This window comes from Nocardiopsis trehalosi NBRC 14201, from assembly GCF_001552555.1.
Taxonomy (GTDB): Bacteria; Actinomycetota; Actinomycetes; order Streptosporangiales; family Streptosporangiaceae; genus Nocardiopsis_B; species Nocardiopsis_B trehalosi.
The window spans coordinates 1-16,446 of the sequence record NZ_BCRK01000141.1 but is presented as its reverse complement, the minus strand read 5'-3'; the positions used below and the strand labels follow the sequence as shown (position 1 = coordinate 16,446).

General features: G+C 75.8%; 13 protein-coding genes. 7 read left to right on the top strand and 6 right to left on the bottom strand.

The genetic code is table 11. From position 1 onward, the window contains the following. Positions 1–126: 126 nt before the first annotated feature. Both NT8_RS20960 and NT8_RS20955 read right to left on the bottom strand, forming a co-directional pair. The gene (locus tag NT8_RS20960) at positions 127–417 is read right to left on the bottom strand and encodes a hypothetical protein (protein ID WP_067972393.1); all 291 of its coding nucleotides are present in this window, start codon (positions 415–417) and stop codon (positions 127–129) included. A 189-nt stretch (positions 418–606) separates the two neighbouring features. Beyond that, positions 607–1,542 (bottom strand): aminoglycoside phosphotransferase family protein, encoded by a 936-nt coding sequence (locus tag NT8_RS20955; RefSeq protein ID WP_067972391.1) that lies wholly within the window; start codon positions 1,540–1,542, stop codon positions 607–609. A gap of 383 nt (positions 1,543–1,925) precedes the next feature. Between NT8_RS20955 and NT8_RS20950 the strand changes: the two genes are divergently transcribed. From NT8_RS20950 to NT8_RS20940, 3 genes are all read left to right on the top strand, one after another. Then, positions 1,926–2,384, top strand: coding sequence for a pyridoxamine 5'-phosphate oxidase family protein (locus NT8_RS20950; protein WP_067972388.1), 459 nt, complete (start codon positions 1,926–1,928; stop codon positions 2,382–2,384). A 62-nt stretch (positions 2,385–2,446) separates the two neighbouring features. Further along, positions 2,447–3,235 carry a DUF4184 family protein gene (locus tag NT8_RS20945; RefSeq protein ID WP_067972385.1) on the top strand — a complete coding sequence of 263 codons (789 nt, stop codon included), beginning with the start codon at positions 2,447–2,449 and terminating at the stop codon, positions 3,233–3,235. Between the two features lie 492 nt (positions 3,236–3,727). Beyond that, positions 3,728–4,693, top strand: a complete 966-nt coding sequence (locus NT8_RS20940; protein ID WP_084469148.1) for a trypsin-like serine peptidase — start codon at positions 3,728–3,730, stop codon at positions 4,691–4,693. Positions 4,694–4,805: 112 nt separating this feature from the next. Here the strand turns inward: NT8_RS20940 and NT8_RS20935 are convergent, their stop codons facing one another. Together NT8_RS20935 and NT8_RS20930 are read right to left on the bottom strand one after the other, a co-directional pair. Continuing rightward, positions 4,806–6,230 carry an aldehyde dehydrogenase family protein gene (locus NT8_RS20935; protein ID WP_067972382.1) on the bottom strand — a complete coding sequence of 475 codons (1,425 nt, stop codon included), beginning with the start codon at positions 6,228–6,230 and terminating at the stop codon, positions 4,806–4,808. Positions 6,231–6,357: 127 nt separating this feature from the next. After that, positions 6,358–7,743 (bottom strand): cytochrome P450 family protein, encoded by a 1,386-nt coding sequence (locus tag NT8_RS20930; protein WP_067972379.1) that lies wholly within the window; start codon positions 7,741–7,743, stop codon positions 6,358–6,360. Positions 7,744–7,947: 204 nt separating this feature from the next. Between NT8_RS20930 and dacB the strand changes: the two genes are divergently transcribed. Continuing rightward, positions 7,948–9,534: a D-alanyl-D-alanine carboxypeptidase/D-alanyl-D-alanine endopeptidase gene (gene dacB / locus NT8_RS20925; protein ID WP_067972377.1), complete on the top strand. Its 1,587-nt coding sequence runs from the start codon at positions 7,948–7,950 to the stop codon at positions 9,532–9,534. Between the two features lie 243 nt (positions 9,535–9,777). After that, the gene (locus NT8_RS20920; RefSeq protein WP_067972374.1) at positions 9,778–11,562 is read left to right on the top strand and encodes a hypothetical protein; all 1,785 of its coding nucleotides are present in this window, start codon (positions 9,778–9,780) and stop codon (positions 11,560–11,562) included. Between the two features lie 13 nt (positions 11,563–11,575). Here NT8_RS20920 and ssb read toward each other — a convergent pair whose 3' ends face one another. Further along, entirely contained in the window at positions 11,576–12,040 is a 465-nt protein-coding gene (gene ssb / locus NT8_RS28875) for a single-stranded DNA-binding protein (RefSeq protein ID WP_169805239.1), read from the bottom strand. Positions 12,041–12,271: 231 nt separating this feature from the next. Here ssb and NT8_RS20910 point away from each other — a divergent pair, with 231 nt between their 5' ends. Continuing rightward, positions 12,272–13,192: a 3-methyladenine DNA glycosylase gene (locus tag NT8_RS20910; RefSeq protein WP_067972370.1), complete on the top strand. Its 921-nt coding sequence runs from the start codon at positions 12,272–12,274 to the stop codon at positions 13,190–13,192. Positions 13,193–13,234: 42 nt separating this feature from the next. Here NT8_RS20910 and NT8_RS20905 read toward each other — a convergent pair whose 3' ends face one another. Beyond that, complete coding sequence (locus NT8_RS20905) at positions 13,235–14,779, bottom strand: serine hydrolase domain-containing protein (RefSeq protein WP_169805238.1); 1,545 nt, start codon at positions 14,777–14,779, stop codon at positions 13,235–13,237. A 796-nt stretch (positions 14,780–15,575) separates the two neighbouring features. Between NT8_RS20905 and NT8_RS20900 the strand changes: the two genes are divergently transcribed. Further along, positions 15,576–16,406: a hypothetical protein gene (locus NT8_RS20900; protein ID WP_157515913.1), complete on the top strand. Its 831-nt coding sequence runs from the start codon at positions 15,576–15,578 to the stop codon at positions 16,404–16,406. The last annotated feature ends 40 nt before the right edge of the window (positions 16,407–16,446 follow it).

Here is a 16,446-nt window from a genome sequence, read left to right as displayed (position 1 = left end):
TCCGCGCCCCCACCCCCCGGCGCCGCCCCGCCTGCCGGCGGCGCCCCTCGCCCGGCACCGTCAGCGGGGCCGGGCACCGGAGGTCGGACACCAGAGCGGGGGCCGCCCGGTCCGCCCGGCGGCGCACTACCCGGCGGCGGGCGCGGGAGCCTGGTGGCGGCCCGGCGGGGTGGCGGGCTCCACCGTCAGGTACCGGGTGTTCGGTCCGTTGCCCACCGTCCACGTCACCGCCTGGCCCGCGTTGAGGCGGAGTTCGGCGAAGTAGGCGCGCGCGACGGGGTTCGCCATGTACAGGTCGGCCTCGTCGATCCGCTCGGAGCGGTCCTTCAGCCAGGCGGCGGCCTCACGGGCGCTCCCCCACGTCCCCACGTGCGCGCGCTGCGCCCCGGCGGCCTGTTCGAAGCTGTGGAAGGACATGCCGGAATCCTACGTACCCCCGCCCGCACCCGGCCCCCGACACGACCCGGGTCGGCCGGTCCGCCCGAGCCCCGGCCGGCGCGGCCGGCCCACGGGTACGGGAGGCCCGCGGCCGGGGCCGACGCACCGCGCCGGGCCCGGTGGGCGGCCGCACCCCGGCGGCCCGGCCGCCCACCGGCGGAGCACCCGTCAGCGCGGTGTCCTCGGTTCCCGGGAGAGGAGTGCGTCCGCGATCGCGATGTCCGTCCCGTCCAGTTCGTCCTCACCGTCGGCAATGGTCCACAGCGCGTTCTGCAGGATCCGGCCCAGCGTCCAGGCGGTGGCGCGGCGGCGGTCCAGGCCCAGTGCGTCGGTCAGCAGGTCGAACCGGCGCAAAATCCCGCGGCGGACGTCGCCGCCCGACCGCGGCTCCGCCCATCGGCCCTCCAGTGCGGGCCAGAGGTCGAACCCGGGGTCGCCGGCCAGCGGTTCGGGGTCGATCGCCAGCCAGGGTTCGCGGTCCCCGGCCAGGACGTTGTCCTCGTGCAGGTCCCAGTGCAGCAGGCGGTCGCCGCACCCGTCGGCGGCGACCTCTGCGACGGCCGCCGCGCAGGTGCGGACCAGGCGGCGTTCGGACTCGGCGCGCAGCGGTACCTCGCGCGGGACCTCGGCGAGCATGGCGGCTGCGATGTCGCCGAGGCGGCGCACGCCCGGCGGCGCGGGGACGGCGGTCAACCGCGCGAGCAGCCCGGCCAGGACGGTGAGGGCGGTGTCAGCGTCCGGGAGGGACGACAGCGGACGGTCGGCGTCGAGGCGCTCCAGCAGCAGCGCGTTGCTCTCCGGGTCGTGGTCGAGCAGCAGCACCGCGCCCGCCCCGTTCCAGGTGCGCAGGCCGACAGCGGTGTCGGCGCCTTCGGGCGTGGGGCGCTGGAGCTTGAGCACGGCGGGTGTGCCGTCGGCGCGCCGCACGGGCAGGGCGACGCCGGCCTGGCCGTGCGCGGCGGGGCCGTCGGGGCGCAGGTCCCACCGGCCGAGGGTGTCGGTGACGAGCCGGGGCAGCGCGGCGATCCAGGCGCGGCCGGCGGGGTCGCCGGTGTGGGACGCCGCCAGGGCGGCGGGGACACCGAAGGGTGTCGACGTGGGCATGCGGTCTCCTCCGTGGGTGGTGGTTCGGGATCGGCACGGAGGAGCCGAGGCGGTGCCCGAGCGCGGTCGCCGGGCGGAGGTCATCTCATGCCCGCACGGTAGCACCACGCCCCCGCGCGGCCGCACGCCCCGCACGCTCGTCGGCCCCGACGTCACCGGCAGCCGGGGGCGGGTCGTCTCCCGCCTCTGCTGCAACGAGGTGGCGACCGGTCGCCAGGAGAGGGGCCTGCCGGGTCGGCGTGAGCCGCGATGAGCGGGTCCGCAGCGAGACGCCAACGCGCCTCCGGTGTCCCGGCGTCGCCGTCCTCGGGCAGAATCGTCCGGGCTGCGGCGCGCGGCGGCGTTCGGGGCCGCGGCCGCCCGATGAGAGAGGACGCTCCGCCATGGCACCACCGCCCCGTACCCGGCTCCAGCGCAGGGAGGACACCCTGCGCCGCCTCACGACCGACGTCGACGCGTGGGTCGCCACCGCCGACCCGGCCGACGGGACCCCCTACCTGGTGCCGCTGTCGTTCCTGTGGGAGGGCGGAACGCTCCTGCTCTCGACCGCGGCGGCCTCCCCCACCGCCCGCAACCTGCTGGCCACCGGCCGGGTGCGCGTCGGCGTCGGCCCGACCCGCGACGTCGTCCTCATCGAGGGCACCGTCACGTCGTTCCCGGCCGAGGAGATCCCGGCCGACCTCGGCGACGCCTTCGCCACGGCGACCGGCTTCGATCCGCGCGCGTCACGGAGCCCCTACCTCTACTTCCGCGTCCACCCGGACCGCCTCCAGGCGTGGCGCGAGGTGGACGAACTCCCGGAGCGGGACCTGATCCGCGACGGGGCCTGGCTCGTCCCCTGAGGGTCGGCCCTCGCCGCCCGGCCCCGGCCCGGCGCCGCGCGGCGAGGGGGATACTGGCCGGCGTGCCCTTCACCGTCAGCCACGTCGCGGCGGTGCTGCCGCTGGCGCGGAGCCCGCTGCCGACGGCGGCGCTCGCCGTCGGGGCGGTCGTGCCCGACCTGCCCTACTACCTGCCGCTGCCGCTGTCGTCGCACACGACGCACGGCCCGCCCGGACTGCCGATCGGCGTCCTGGCCGGGGCCGGGATGCTCGCCGTGCTGCGCTGGGGCGTCCACGCGCCGGTGGCGGCGCTGGCCCCCGACCGGGTCCGGTCGCGCCTGACGGCCGAACCGCCGCCACTGACCGCCCGGCGGGCCCTGCTGGTGGCGGCGGCCCTGGTGGTCGGCATCCTCACCCACCTGGTGTGGGACGCGTTCACGCAGGTGGACGGCGCGGCCGTCCGGTCGTGGCCGCTGCTGTGGACGATGGTCGCGCCGCCGCACCGCCTGTTCAACGTCGTCATGTACGCGAGTTCGGTGCTCGGGCTGGCCGCCGTCGCCGGATGGGCCGTGCTGCGCCTGCGGTCGGCCCGCCCGGAGCCGACCGCCCCGCCGGGGCTGCCGCCCCGGGTCCGGGCCGCCGTCGCGGCCGCCGTGGTCGTGTGCGCGATCGCGGGCGCCGCGCTGCTCGCGGCGACGCCGCGCGCCGCCGTGAGCGGTTACGACCTGGTCCGCTGCCTGGTGCTGGGCGGGATGCAGGGCGGCGCGGGGGCACTGGCCTGCTACGTCGCCGCCTGGCACGCGCTCCGGCCGTGGCGCGCACGCGGACCCGGCGGCCACCGGCCGGGCGGCGGCCTCCCCTATCCCCCGTAGCGACGCCCCCCGACGGCCGGCGCACTCCGGCCGTCGGCGTCCGGACGGTGCGCCCGCCCGAGGAACGCCCCAGGAACACCTGTCCCATGCCGCCGCCACCCAGGCGTGCGTGGAGCCGGTAGGGGCCGATGCGGACGGGGCCGCATTTCGAGCAGCGGGTCGATCATGGCACCGCTTCCAGGGGGCGGGGCCGGTCGGCAGCAGAGGATTCCAGGCGCCCTCGCGCCCGCTGCGCCGATCCAGGGCGGCGCCCCCCTGCGCCCGTCGCCGCGGCCCCGGACGACCCGTGACCGATCCACCCCCATAGGACGACCGTCGACACGCGGGAGCCCACTGGCCCGGCCGGGGATCTCGGGCCGGCGAGCCGCACCGCCGGTGCCCGATGCGCGACGTGCGAGGGTGGGCCGACCGGCGACGTGGGGCGGGCGACGGGCATTGCGGCGCGCACATAAAGTAGTCATTCGGTGACGCAAAGTATGGCATGATCTCGCCATGACTCTCGCCCGCACACTCCTCGGCCCACTGGCCCTGATGGCGGCCGCGCTGGTGGGCGCGCCGTCCGCCGTCGCCGCGCCCGGGCCGGCCGCGCCCCCCGCCTCCACGCCCTCCGACGCGATCGTGCACACCGCCGCAGGGGCCGACGACCAGAGCGACGTCCTCGCCTACTGGACCCCGCAGCGGATGGCCGACGCCGAACCCGTCGGCCGCCTGCTCGGCGGCGTCCTCGACTCCCTCGCCCCCGCCGACCCCACGCGCTCCCAGGCCGCGCCGCGCCCCGACAGCACGGGCGAGCGCTGGACCGGCGGCGGCAAGGTCGCCCGGACCACCGGCCGGGTGTTCCTCACCATGGACGGCCGCGACTTCACCTGCTCGGCCTCCGTGGTGTCCGCCCGGAACAAGGACACCGTGGTCACCGCCGCGCACTGCCTCAAGGACGGCACCGGCTCCTGGGGGACGAACTGGACGTTCGTGCCCGGCTACGACGACGGCGCCGAACCCTACGGCCGCTACACCGCCCGCAAGCTCCTCGTGGCTCCCGAGTGGTCCCGCGACGCCGACGACAGCTTCGACTTCGGCATGGCCGTGCTGAACACCGCCGACGGCAAGCACGTGCAGGACCGCACCGGGTCGCAGCGGATCGCGTTCGACCGCACCCCCGGCGACCCCACGTACGCGTTCGGGTACCCGTCGTCCGGCGGCTACAACGGCCGCCACCTGCACTACTGCTCCGGCGGCACCACCCCTGACACCGGGGGCACCACCGCCAACGGCATGCGGTGCTCCATGACCGAGGGGTCCAGCGGGGGCCCGTGGCTGTCCGACTTCGACACCGCGTCGGGCACCGGCACGGTCACCTCGGTCGTCAGCTTCAAGTACGCCGACGACTCCCGCACCCAGTACGGGCCCACCCTGGGCGACGCCGCCCGGGAGCTCTACGACCGCGCGGTGGCGCTGTAGGCGCCGCCCGGGCCCCGGCGCCCGGCCCGGTGGGCCGCGGCGCCGGCCGGCCCGGGAAGGGGAACGGGCCGGGAAGGGGCGCCTCCCCGGCCCGCCGCGTGCCGGCGTCCGCTCAGAGCTGGACCCCGGTCAGTACCAGCACCCGCTCGTAGGTGAGGTCCCGCATCGCCGCGGCGACCCCCTCCTTGCCGGTGCCGGACTTCTTCACCCCGCCGTAGGGCATCTGGTCAGCGCGGAACGACGGGACGTCCCCGATGACCACGCCCCCCACCTGGAGTTCCCGGTGCGCCCGGAACGCCACCTCCAGGTCGCGGGTGAACACCCCCGCCTGCAGGCCGAAGTCGCTGTCGTTGACCTTCGCGAACGCGTCGTCGACCCCCTTCGCGCGCTGCACCACCAGCACCGGGCCGAACACCTCCTCGCGGACGACGCGGGCGTCGTCGGGGACGTCGGCCAGGACGGCCGGCTCCACCGAGACGCCGTCGCGCGTACCCCCGGTGAGCAGGGTCGCGCCGGCGTCGACCGCCTCGCGCACCCACGCCTCGACGCGGACCGCGGCGGTCTCGTCGATGAGCGGCCCGACCTCGGTGGCCGGGTCGGCGGGGTCGCCGGTACGGAGTTCACGCACCCGGCGCACCAGCTCGCCGACGAACTCGTCGTACACCAGGTCGTCGACGATCACCCGCTGCACGCCGATGCAGACCTGGCCGCCCTGGTTATTGCCGAACAGGGCGACACGGCGGGCCGCCCAGTCGAGGTCGGCGTCGGGCAGGACGACCGCGGCGGCGTTGCCGCCGAGTTCCAGGGTGACGTGCTTGTGCGGGGCCCGGCGCTGCAGCTCCCACCCGAACTGGCCGCCGGTGAAGGAGATGACCGGCAGCCGGGGGTCGGTGATGAGGGACGCGGCGCGGTCGTTGGGCATCGGCAGCACCGACACCGCGCCCGCCGGCAGGTCCGTCTCGGCGAGGATCTCGCCGAGCACCAGCGCGGTCATGGGCGTGGCGGGGGCGGGCTTGAGGATGATGGGCGCGCCCACGGCGACCGCGGGGGCGATCTTGTGGGCCACCAGGTTCAGCGGGAAGTTGAACGGGGAGATGCCGAGGACCGGCCCCTGCGGGACGCGCCGCACCAGGGCGATCCGGCCGGTGCCGGCGGGGTCGGTGTCGAGGCGCTGGAGGTCGCCGCTGTCGCGGCGGGCCTCCTCGGCGGCCCAGCGGAACACCGACACGGCGCGGCCGACCTCGCCGCGGGCCCAGGTGATGGGCTTGCCGCTCTCGGCGGTGATGAGGCCGGCGATCTCGTCGGTGCGCTCGGCCAGGCGGCGCGAGACGTGCGCCAGGGCCTCGGCGCGGACGTGCGCCGGCAGGGCCGCGACGATGGGGGCGGCGGCGTCCGCGGCGGCCACCGCCTCCTCGATCTGCTCCACCGAGGGCACCGCGACGGTCCCCGCGGTCTCCCCGGTGTAGGGGTTGGTCACCACCAGCTCGCTGTCGCCGGTCGCGGCATTTCCGGCCAGCCAAAACGGACGCGTAGACATGGCTGCGACGCTAGTGCCCGCGCCCGGAACCGTCGTTGTCCAGTTCGGCGCACGGCGGCGGACGGTATGGCCGAACCGGCGCGGCCGCGGCCGGCCGGGCGCGGGGTGGCGGTCAGGGGCGCGGCGGTCAGGGGCGGCGGCGCCGCCCGCTGCCCTGCCACCACCGCATGACGCGGTGCAGCAGGTCGTTGGGTTCGGGTTCGGGTTCGGCCGGGCCGTCGTCGGGTCCGACCGGCCGCTCGACGTGCCGGACCGGCGGGTCGACGGGGGTGAACTCGATGGGCAGCTCGGCCAGCCCGCGTGACATCAGTTCGGGGCGCCACCGGAGTTCGGCGGCGTCGACGGCGAGCCGGACGCCGGACAGCCGGTCGAGCAACCGCTCGATGCCGATGCCCACGATCTGCCGGGCCAGCGACTGCGCCGGGCAGCGGTGTTCGCCCGCCCCCCAGGTGAGGTGGGCGCTGTTGTGCCCGGAGGGCAGCGGCGACCCGGAGTCGTCGTCGGGGCGGCCCAGCCGGGGGTCGGCGTGGGCGGGCGCGAAGCCCAGTAGCAGCGGTTCGCCCTCGGCGACGGGGGTGCCGTCGATGACGACGTCCCGGGTGGGGAAGCGCGCCGAGAGCACCTGCATGGGCGGCTCGGTCCAGATGACGTGGTTGACGATCTCGTCGAGCAGCAGCCCGCCGCTGGCGTACTCACGGGCGATCTCGGGGTCGGTGAGCAGTTCCCGGAGCACGTTGCCGAGCAGGTTGGCGGTGGGTTCCTGCGCCGCGCCCGACAGCAGCACGAGCTGGTCGATGACCTCGGCGTCGGTCAGCCCGGTGGGGTGGGCCATCATCCAGCTGGTGAGGTCGGGCCCGGGGTGGGCGCGCTTGTGCTGGACCAGGCCGGCGAAGTAGTTGCGGAGCTGCACGACGGCGTCGGCGCCGCGCGCGCCGTCGGCGGTCCAGATGATGCCGGACAGCTCGCCCAGCACGTAGCCGTAGGTGTCCTCCAGGCCGAAGAACCGGTTCATGAGCAGGGCCGGCAGCAGGTCGGCGTAGTCGGCCACCAGGTCGGCGCGGCCCTCGGCGCAGAAGTCGTCGATGAGGCGGTCGGCGGCCTCGGTGATGTCGGTGCGGATGCGGGTGTCGGTGAGCCGCCCCAGCGCGTCGGTGATGGGGGCGAGCAGCCGGGCGTGCTCGGCGCCGTCGGCGTAGAGGGCGCTGGCGCGGTAGCCCATGGCGGGGCGCAGCCCGGCGTCGAGTTTGCGGCGGCCGTCGCGGATCTCGTTCCAGCGCCGGGTGTCCCGCGAATAGGTGCCCCAGTCGCGCATGACCTCCAGGTTCTCCTCGTAGCCGAGGAGCAGCCATGCGGGCAGGTCGGGTTCGAGCAGTACCGGCGCGACCTGCCCGAACCGGGAGCGCAGGGCGTCCCAGACCCGGTTGCGGTCGGGCTCGTTCACCGTCTCGTAGAGCGGCACGGCCTCGGCGTGCCAGGGGCACGCGCCGGAGGCGCCGCCGTCTTGATCCGTCATCCTCGGCCTCACGAACGCTGTGGTCAGGGGGATAAGCGCGTCCGATGAGACTAGCGTCACAAGGCTGCCGTCTCCACCCGGACCACGGGTTCGGCCACCACGGGCCGGGTCGGCGTGAACGCGCACGGTGTAGATTGCGGCTCGGAAACGTCTGCCTGCGCGGCGTTCCCGCTCTCGACCGTCCCACGAGGAAAGGAGCTGCTGTTGGCTCCCGAAAGACCGAGACCCGGGCTGCGGAGGCTGGCGTTCACCGTCGTCTCGGCGGCCGCGCTGGTCTCGCCTCTGGCCGCCCCGGCGGCCGCCGACACCGCCGACGGCGCAGCCGACCTCCGGGCCGACATCGACGCCCTGCTGGCCGACCCCGCGCTGGAGGGGGCGCTGTCGGGCGTGGTGGTGCGGAGCCTCACCGAAGGCGATGTGCTGTACTCCGCCGAGGCCGACACCCCCGTGGTCCCGGCGTCCAACGTGAAACTGCTGACGTCGGCCGCGGCACTGGAGGTGCTGGGCCCCGACTATCAGTTCGAGACCACGGTGGCGGCCGACCGCGACCCGGTCCGCGGCACGGTCAAGGGCGACCTCTACCTCGCCGGAACGGGCGACCCGGGCCTCACGCCCGAGGCGTTCGACGCCCTGGCCGCCGAGGTGGCGGCGGAGGGCGTGACCGAGGTGACCGGCGACCTGGTGGCCGACGACACCTGGTTCGACGACGACCGCTACAACGCCGCCTGGGACCCCACCGACGCGCCGTACTACTACGCGGCGCAGATCTCGGCCCTGACCGTGGCGGCCAACGACGACCTGGACACCGGGGTGGTCAACGTCAGCGCCGTCCCGGGGGCCGCCGAGGGCGACCCCGCCGCGGTGGAGCTCGACCCGATGACGGACAACCTGGCCCTGGACAACCAGGTGACCACGGGCGCCGCCGACAGCACCGGGTCGTTCGCCATCACCCGCGCGGACGGCACCAACGACTTCACGGCGACGGGCTCGCTGCCCACCGGCGGGTCCGAGGTGACCACCCTGCGCACGGTCGACGACCCCACCGCCCACGCGGTCCACCTGTTCGCGGACGCGCTGGCCGACCACGGGGTGAAGATCCACGGTGACATCGAGCGCGGCGCCGTGCCGCGCGACACCGAGGAGGTGGCCGACCGGGAGTCCATGGAGCTGGACGAGCTGCTCGTACCGTTCATGAAGCTGTCGAACAACATGCACGCCGAGATCCTGGTCAAGGCCATGGGCGCCGAGACCACCGGCGAGGGCAGCTGGGCGGCCGGGCTGGCGCAGGTGGGGCCGGCCCTGGACCGGATCGGCGCGGATCACGGCGCGACCGACCTGGTGGACGGGTCGGGGCTGTCGCACGGCAACGTGTCGGCCGCGTCGACGATGATCGATGTGCTGGAGGCCACGCGCGACGAGCCGTGGCACGACGCCTGGTACGCGTCGCTGCCGGTGGCCGGGGCCGAGGACCGCCTGGTGGGCGGCACGCTCGCCAACCGCATGAACGGCACCGCCGCCGAGGGCAACGTGCACGCCAAGACGGGGTCGCTGACCGGGGCCTCGGCCCTGTCGGGGTACGTGACCACCGCCGACGGCGAGGAGCTGGCGTTCGCGGTGATCAACAACGACTACACCGGGGCGGCGCCGCGCGCCGTCCAGGACGCCATCGCGGTGCGGCTCGCGGAGTTCTCGCGGACCGATGTGGCCGCGGCGCCGTCGGTGTCGACCCTGCGCCAGCAGGCGCCGGAGTCGGAGTCGGAGCTGGAGTGCACCTGGGCCGGCACCTGCTGATGCCCTGACCTGGCGCTTGGGTGCGCCGTCCCGCCGCGGGGCCGACCCGCGGCGGGGCGGTTCGCCGGCGGGTACCGCCCCGGCGGAGGTGAGCGGCGGCCCGGCGACCAACCCCCGGTCCTCGATCGCGTCTGGCGAATCCGCCCGGGTTAGGCCACAGTGGTCGATGAGGGCCGTCGACCACATCCCAGGCCAGACCGCTCCGAGGCCCTCCGGATCTCGTGACCCACCGGGAGAGCAGGAGTGTCCCTCGTCTACCGCAGCATCGTCACCGTCCCCCAGGACCACGATGTGATCGCCTCGACCACCCATGTCCTCTCGGAATGGCTGAGCAGGAGGGGCACCGCGGGCGCCCGGGTGTCGTTCACCCATTCCGGCGCCTATGAGCTCAGTAAGCGGTCGCGCGCCATGGTGCTGCGCCACGACAACCGCGATGAGGACATCAGCTTCCTCAGGCTGACCACGGAGTCGGACAAGGCCGACGGGGTGTGGCGCACCACGGTGACCGCGGTGTCGGACCCGCAGCGGCTGGCCCACCGCTACATCTGGATCGACATGACCGCCGATCCGCGCAGCGACCTGGTGAGCAACGAGCGGCTCGACATCGCCCCGCCCGACGCGGTGCGCATGCTGCTCGACGCGGTCCCGGGGTTCGACGGCGGGCACCGGCTGCCGGCCGAGCCGCTGATCGTGCGCGGCAAGGAGGACGGCGCCGTGCAGGCGCTGATCGACTCGATCGGCGACCCCGACCGCCATCTGGCGGTGGTGGTGTGCACGCCGCCGGCCGACATGACCGTGGCCGGGTGGCGCGACACCATGGCGGGCGTGCTGTCGCGGTCGACCGGCATGTGCGCGGGGTACGTGCTCGACGCCGCGGCGCAGGAGCAGGTGGACGCGCTGCTGCCGCACGGGTTCGACGTGCCGCACGGCGGGGTGCGGACGTTCCTGCCGCGCGTGGTGTTCAGCGACGCCTCCGACGCGCTGCGCCACCCGCGGATGAGCGCCCACACCCTGGACTCCGCGCGCGACGGCGCCCGGGTGCGCGCGTGGGTGAGCCTGGCGCTGGCGCGGTCGGTGCGCGACAACGCCCTGGACTCGCCGCTGCCGCCGGCCCTGCGCGACATCGACTCGCTCCTCAACGAGGAGGAGATCGATGTGTTCATCCAGGAGGAGGAGGACTCCGACCCCACGGTGCCGTCGCGGCCCACACCGCTGATGTCGGCGTCGCCGCAGGTGACCGAGATCGTGATGCTGCTGAAGGGTCGGCTGTCGGACAAGGCGCTGGAGGCCAAGCGGCTGGGCACCGAGGCACGGCGGTTGACGACCCGCACCACGGAGCTGACGCGCGAGCGCGAGCGTCTGGCCGCGGAGCTGACGGAGCTGACCGAGGAGCTGGACGCCGCGCGGGAGGCGCTGCACGCGGCGCGCCACGAGCTGTCGTGGCTGCGCGGGCGGATCCACGAGGAGGGCCTGTACCGGTTGGCGGCGGAGCAGGTGCCGCCCGACCCCCGGCAGCGGCCGCCGCAGAAGGTGGAGGACCTGCTGGAGCGGATCACCGACGACTTCTGGTTCCCGCACCTGTTCTTCACGATCGAGGACCGCGACACCGTGCGGGAGCTGACGGGCAGCCGCAAGGAGAACCTGTGGGTGGCGCGCGCCTGGGAGGCGCTGCTGGCGCTGGACGACTACGCCCGCTACCAGCTGGAGCACCCCGAGAGCGGCCTGAGCTTCCACGCGTACCTGCGGGAGCCGCCCGACGGCTACCGGGCGATCCCGGTGCGCCGGCTGGCCGCGCAGGAGAGCGAGCACGTGCGCAACCGCGACAAGCTCAGCGAGAAGCGGGTGTTCAAGGTGCCCGCCGAGGTGGACCCCCGGGGCGAGGTGCCGATGTTCGCCCACATCAAGCTCGACACGGAGTACGGGATCTGCCCCCGCCTGTACTTCTATCCCCACCTGGGCCCCCAGACGACGAACCGCATCTACATCGGCTACCTGGGCCGGCACCTGCCGATCCAGCACACGAACTGACACCGGCCCGCCCCTAGAACGGCGGGTCGCCGGCGGCGCCGGCCGGGGCGGGCGGCCGCGCCGGCCCCGGGCCGGGGACGGCCGGCGCGGGCAGGGCCATGGGCGGGGGTTCGCCGGGGGCCTGCCGCGCCACCCGGGCCACCGCCCAGGCCAGGGACGGGGCGGCCTCGTGCACCCGGAGGTCGGCGATGGAGCGCAGGGCGCCCTCGGGGGTGGTGTAGCGGCGGCGGCGGAGTTCGCCGGTGACGATGACCCGCATGCCCCGCCCGAGGGTGGCGGAGATGTTCTCGGCGTAGCGGCGCCACGCCGAGCAGCGCAGGAACACCGGGCGGGAGTCGCGCCAGGCCGCCGCCGCGGGTTCGAAGAACCGCGGCGTGGTGGCGACGGTGAAGCTGCACATGGGGGTGCCGTCGGCGAGGAACCGCACGACGGGGTCGCGGGTGAGGTTGCCGACCACGGTGATGACGATGGGGTACACGGGCCTGCCCTTCGACGCGGTGGCCGCCCGCGCGGCGCGGGCGGTGCGGAAGGGGAAGGGCCGGGATCGATCGGCGGTGGCGCGGGGCGCGGGGCGGATGCCGGTGCGGTGCCTTCCTCGTACCTCCAGGAGAGCACCCCGGCGCACGTGCCCGCCACCCGTTTCCCCGGCCTGTGGACGACGGTGGTCCCGCGCCGCGGCAGCCCCGCGCCCGTCCTACCCTGGAGGGTGATGAGAACGGACACCTCGACCGGCGCGGCGCCCGGCCCCGTGCTCGACCCGGGCGCCTGGCGCGACCGCGAAGCCCGCCACCACGCCCGCGTCGACGCGCTGCTGGCGGGCCATCTGCGCCGCCGCGCGGAGCGCGTCGCCCACCCGGTCGAGGACTTCCTGTTCACCTACTACAGCCACAAGCCGGCCCACCTGCGGCGGTGGCACCCGGGGGTGGGCGCGGTCCTGGCCGGCGCCGCGGCGGCGGACCGGCCCGACGCCCGCTGGTACCGCGACGTCGACGCCGTGGACGCGGCCGGGCGGACCGTGCGCGGCGCCACCCTGGACACCGCGGCGTTCGCCGCCGAGCGGGGCCGCACGATCGCCTTCGTCGCGTCGCTGCTGCGGGCGGTCGCGGCCCGTCCGCCGCACCTGGGCTGCTTCGGGCTGCACGAGTGGGCGATGGTGTACCGGCTCGACCCGTCCGACGTGCGGCACGCGTCGATCCCGCTGCGGTTGGGGGCCGAGGGCACCGACCGGGTCGTGGAGCGGCACCGCATCCGCTGCTCGCACTTCGACGCCTACCGGTTCTTCACCCCGGAGGCCCGGCCGCTGAACCGGCTGCGGCCGACCCGGGAGGACCAGGTCGGGCTCGACCAGCCCGGGTGCCTGCACGCCACCATGGACCTCTACAAGTGGGCGTACAAGCTGGGGCCGGCGGTGCCGGGGGAGCTGGTGGCGGACTGCTTCGAGTTGGCCCGCGACGTCCGGGAGCTGGACATGCGCGCCTCCCCCTACGACCTGGCGGACCACGGGTACGCGCCGGTGCGCATCGAGACCCCCGAGGGCAAGGCCGAGTACACCGCCGCGCAGCGGTCCTTCGCCGAGCGGGCCGCCCCGTTGCGGGAGCGGCTGCTCGACGTGTGCGCGCGGCTGGGCTGACGGGAGCGGGGCGGGGCCCGCCCCGCCCCACCCTCGCGGGGGTCAGCGGCCGGCGGCCAGCAGCGCCTCCACCATCACCCCGCCGAGCGCGACCGACGCGGCCACCGACACGGCGAACAGCGCCGCGTGCAGCCACCGGAACCGGGCGGCGTTGCCGGCGATGCGCGGCCAGTACCAGGCGCCGACCGCGGCCGACGCCGCGACCGCCCCGACCGCCAGCGCCCACACGACGGGCGGGGTGGAGACCCAGCTCCCGGTGCGCAGGGCCGCCAGGAGGACGGCGGCGGCGCCGATCGGCATGGAGACGACGCGCAGCCGGTCCAGGGGCCGCTGCCCGATGAGGGTGCGGCGGCGGGCCATGAGCGCGACCGGGAGCAGCGCGGGCACCAGCACGAGCGGCAGGGTCATGGCCAGTGCGGTCCCGGGCGCGACCGCGAGCGGGGCCTCGGCGACGGAGTCGACGGCGGGCGCCCCCATGACGTGCGGCCCGACGTAGGCGGTGTCGACCTGCATGCTGTTGGACAGGGCGATGACCGCCCGGTCGTCCTGGACGGCGACGAACGCGGTGGACCCGAAGGTGCCGCCGCTGTGCTGGACCAGGCGGACGCCGTCGCCGAAGTCGGTGGTCATCCAGGCCAGGCCGAGCCGGGTCTCGGGAACGGGGCCGTCGTGGACGGGTTCCAGGGCGGCGGCGCCCGGGGCGTCCCCGCTGATGACGGCGCGGACGAACCGCTCCATGTCGGCGGTGGTGGTCCAGGTGCCGATGCCGGCGGGCGCCCACGGCACCGCCCGCCACGGCTGGGCGCGGGCGCCGGCCTCGCTGTGCGGCAGGGCGGCGCCGGCGGGGATGGCGTCGGTGCCGGCGCCGAGGATGAACGTCCCGTCCATGCCGATGGGGGCGAGGACCCGCTGCCGCACCAGGTCGGGGTAGGGGGTGTCGGCCTCGCGGGCGAGCGCCTCGCCGAGGACGGCGAACCCGAAGTTGGAGTAGGCCCATTCGCCGCGCGTCTGCGGGACGGCGGACGCGAGGGACTCCTCCAGCGGGGGCAGGCCCCGGTAGGGGTCCTTCAAGGTGAAGGCCTCCACCAGGCCGCCGCCGGTCTCCAGCGGCATGCGCGGCAGGCCGGAGTGGTGGGTGGCCAGCTCCTCCAGGGTGATGGACGCCGTCTCGGGGGAGGCGAACGCGACGTCGGGGAAGACCTCGCCGAGGGTGCGGTCGAGCGAGGTGTCCCCGGTTTCGACCATGTCGGCGAGGGTCATGGCGGTCATGACCTTGAACACCGATCCGGTCTCGAAGGGGGTGTCGGCGGTGATGGGGGCCGTCCCGTCGGCGGTGCCACCGACGACCGCGCGGGTCTCGTCACCGTCGACGACGGTGACGGACAGCCCCTGCACCTGGGCCTCGCGGCCCTCGATCGCCTCGGCGACGGCCGCGGTCAGCTCGGGGTCGCCCGTCAACTCGGCGCGGGCGGCGCCGGCGGGCATCAGCAGGTAGGCGGCCACGGCGGCCGCGGCCCCGATGGCCAGAGCGGTGCCCCACACCCGCAGCGGAGCGGGGGCGGGCCGCACCCGTGCGCGTACGCGCACGGCCCCCCGTGCCGGTCCCGCGCCGGTGGTGTCATGTGGTGTCGAGGTCATGTCCACACTCTCGCGGGCCCCGGACCGCCCTGGTAGACGGCGATGTCACGCCCCGGCGATGCGTCCTTCCCGGCGCCGCGATGACAACTCCGCGCCGCGCCGATGACAGATGTCATGTCCGCGAAGGCGAAGGCGGGGCCGGTGGGGCGGAGGCGAGGCCGGCGGCCCCTTCGCGCCTCCCGCCTCCCCCGCTCCCACCGACGGTCCCGCCCGGCGCCGGCCGGCCTCGAATCGCCACTGCCGGACACTCCACCCGTGCCCCGCCGTGGCCCGCCCGCGTCCGCCGCCGCATCGACGGCCTCTTCCCTGAGCAACGGTGCCGCCCGGGCGAACCCCGGCTGCACGACGGCACCGCGCCCGCCCGCCGGAGACCGGTGAGCGCACACCACCGGCGTCGCACCGACCGGACCCGCCGCCGCCGAGGACCGGGCCGGCACCGTGCCGGACCACCACCGCGACCGCGTCGGTCGGCCCCTCGCCCCATGTCGACACCTCCACGACGGTGCCGCCCCGGCCCGCGACGACTCCGCGTCCGCCCCCGCGAGACCGGGGCCACCCACCACCCGCGTCGCGCCGACCGGCCCACCACCAACGGTCGGGCCGCCGCGCCGCGCCCGGCCGGACCCCCACCTCCACACCGGCCCCGTCCGCGTGAACGCGGCGGGCCGGCCGGCGGGCCCCCCGCTGCCACCGGAGCCGCGCCGACGAGGGGAACCGGGGGGCCGGTCCGTGGCGTCTGACCGGGGTGACTTGGCCTCCTCCGCAGTCCCCGCCACCCGCTGTCCCCTCCCGGCCGCCGCGCGGGCGGGGTCTCGCCGTCGCCGTCGGGATCGTCACCGGGGCGATCGCGGTCGCCGCCCTGGTGGTCGCGGTCCTGGTCGTCCGCAACCTGGACCCGTCCGGCCTGCCGACCGCCTCCGACGCGGAGCCGTCGGCCTCGCCGTCGGAGACCCCGGTCCCGGTGTCGACGCCCACGGCCGACGACGAGGCGGCGCTGACCGCGGCCTCCGTCGACGGGTGGAAGGGCATCGCCGTCGAGGACCGCGGTATCGCCTACGACGTCCCGGCGGACTGGTTCGCCTTGAGCCCCGGGGTCATCACGGGGTTCGAGGAGGAGGACCCGGACGCCCCGTTCGGCTACTCGCCGCGGGTGGCCATGAGCGGGGCCGCCGAGTTCGGCGCCCGCGAGGAGCCGTGCTACGACTACGCGCCCTCCCCGGGGATGGCCGGGACCTCCGGCGCGGGCGAGGCCGTGGACACCGCCGAACTCTCCGGGTTCCTCGCGGGAGAGTGGGCGTCGGCCGCCTACGACAACGACAGCGGGGCCGCCGAGGTCGAGGTCGGGGCGACCGAGCCCTTCACCGCCAACGGCCTGGAGGGGCACGTCACCACGGCCACGGCGGCGGTCGCCGAGCGCCCGTGCTACCCGGAGGCGGCGCGGGTGACGGTCGCGACCGTCCTCGCGCCGACCGGCGACGACGTGTACTCCCTCATCGTCTACACCGATACAGCGGGCGACCAGGCCGTCCCGGAGGACACCGTCGCCGCCATCACCGGATCACTGCGCCCGCTGTAGCGGCGGGGCCGGGGACCGCCGAGGGACGCCGGGGCGCCCA

Coding starts and splice junctions, on each gene's coding strand:
- NT8_RS20960 (WP_067972393.1), bottom strand. CDS start 417: ATGTCCTTCCACAGCTTCGAACAGGCCGCCGGGGCGCAGCGCGCGCAC.
- NT8_RS20955 (WP_067972391.1), bottom strand. CDS start 1,542: ATGCCCACGTCGACACCCTTCGGTGTCCCCGCCGCCCTGGCGGCGTCC.
- NT8_RS20950 (WP_067972388.1), top strand. CDS start 1,926: ATGGCACCACCGCCCCGTACCCGGCTCCAGCGCAGGGAGGACACCCTG.
- NT8_RS20940 (WP_084469148.1), top strand. CDS start 3,728: ATGACTCTCGCCCGCACACTCCTCGGCCCACTGGCCCTGATGGCGGCC.
- NT8_RS20935 (WP_067972382.1), bottom strand. CDS start 6,230: ATGTCTACGCGTCCGTTTTGGCTGGCCGGAAATGCCGCGACCGGCGAC.
- NT8_RS20930 (WP_067972379.1), bottom strand. CDS start 7,743: ATGACGGATCAAGACGGCGGCGCCTCCGGCGCGTGCCCCTGGCACGCC.
- NT8_RS20910 (WP_067972370.1), top strand. CDS start 12,272: ATGAGAACGGACACCTCGACCGGCGCGGCGCCCGGCCCCGTGCTCGAC.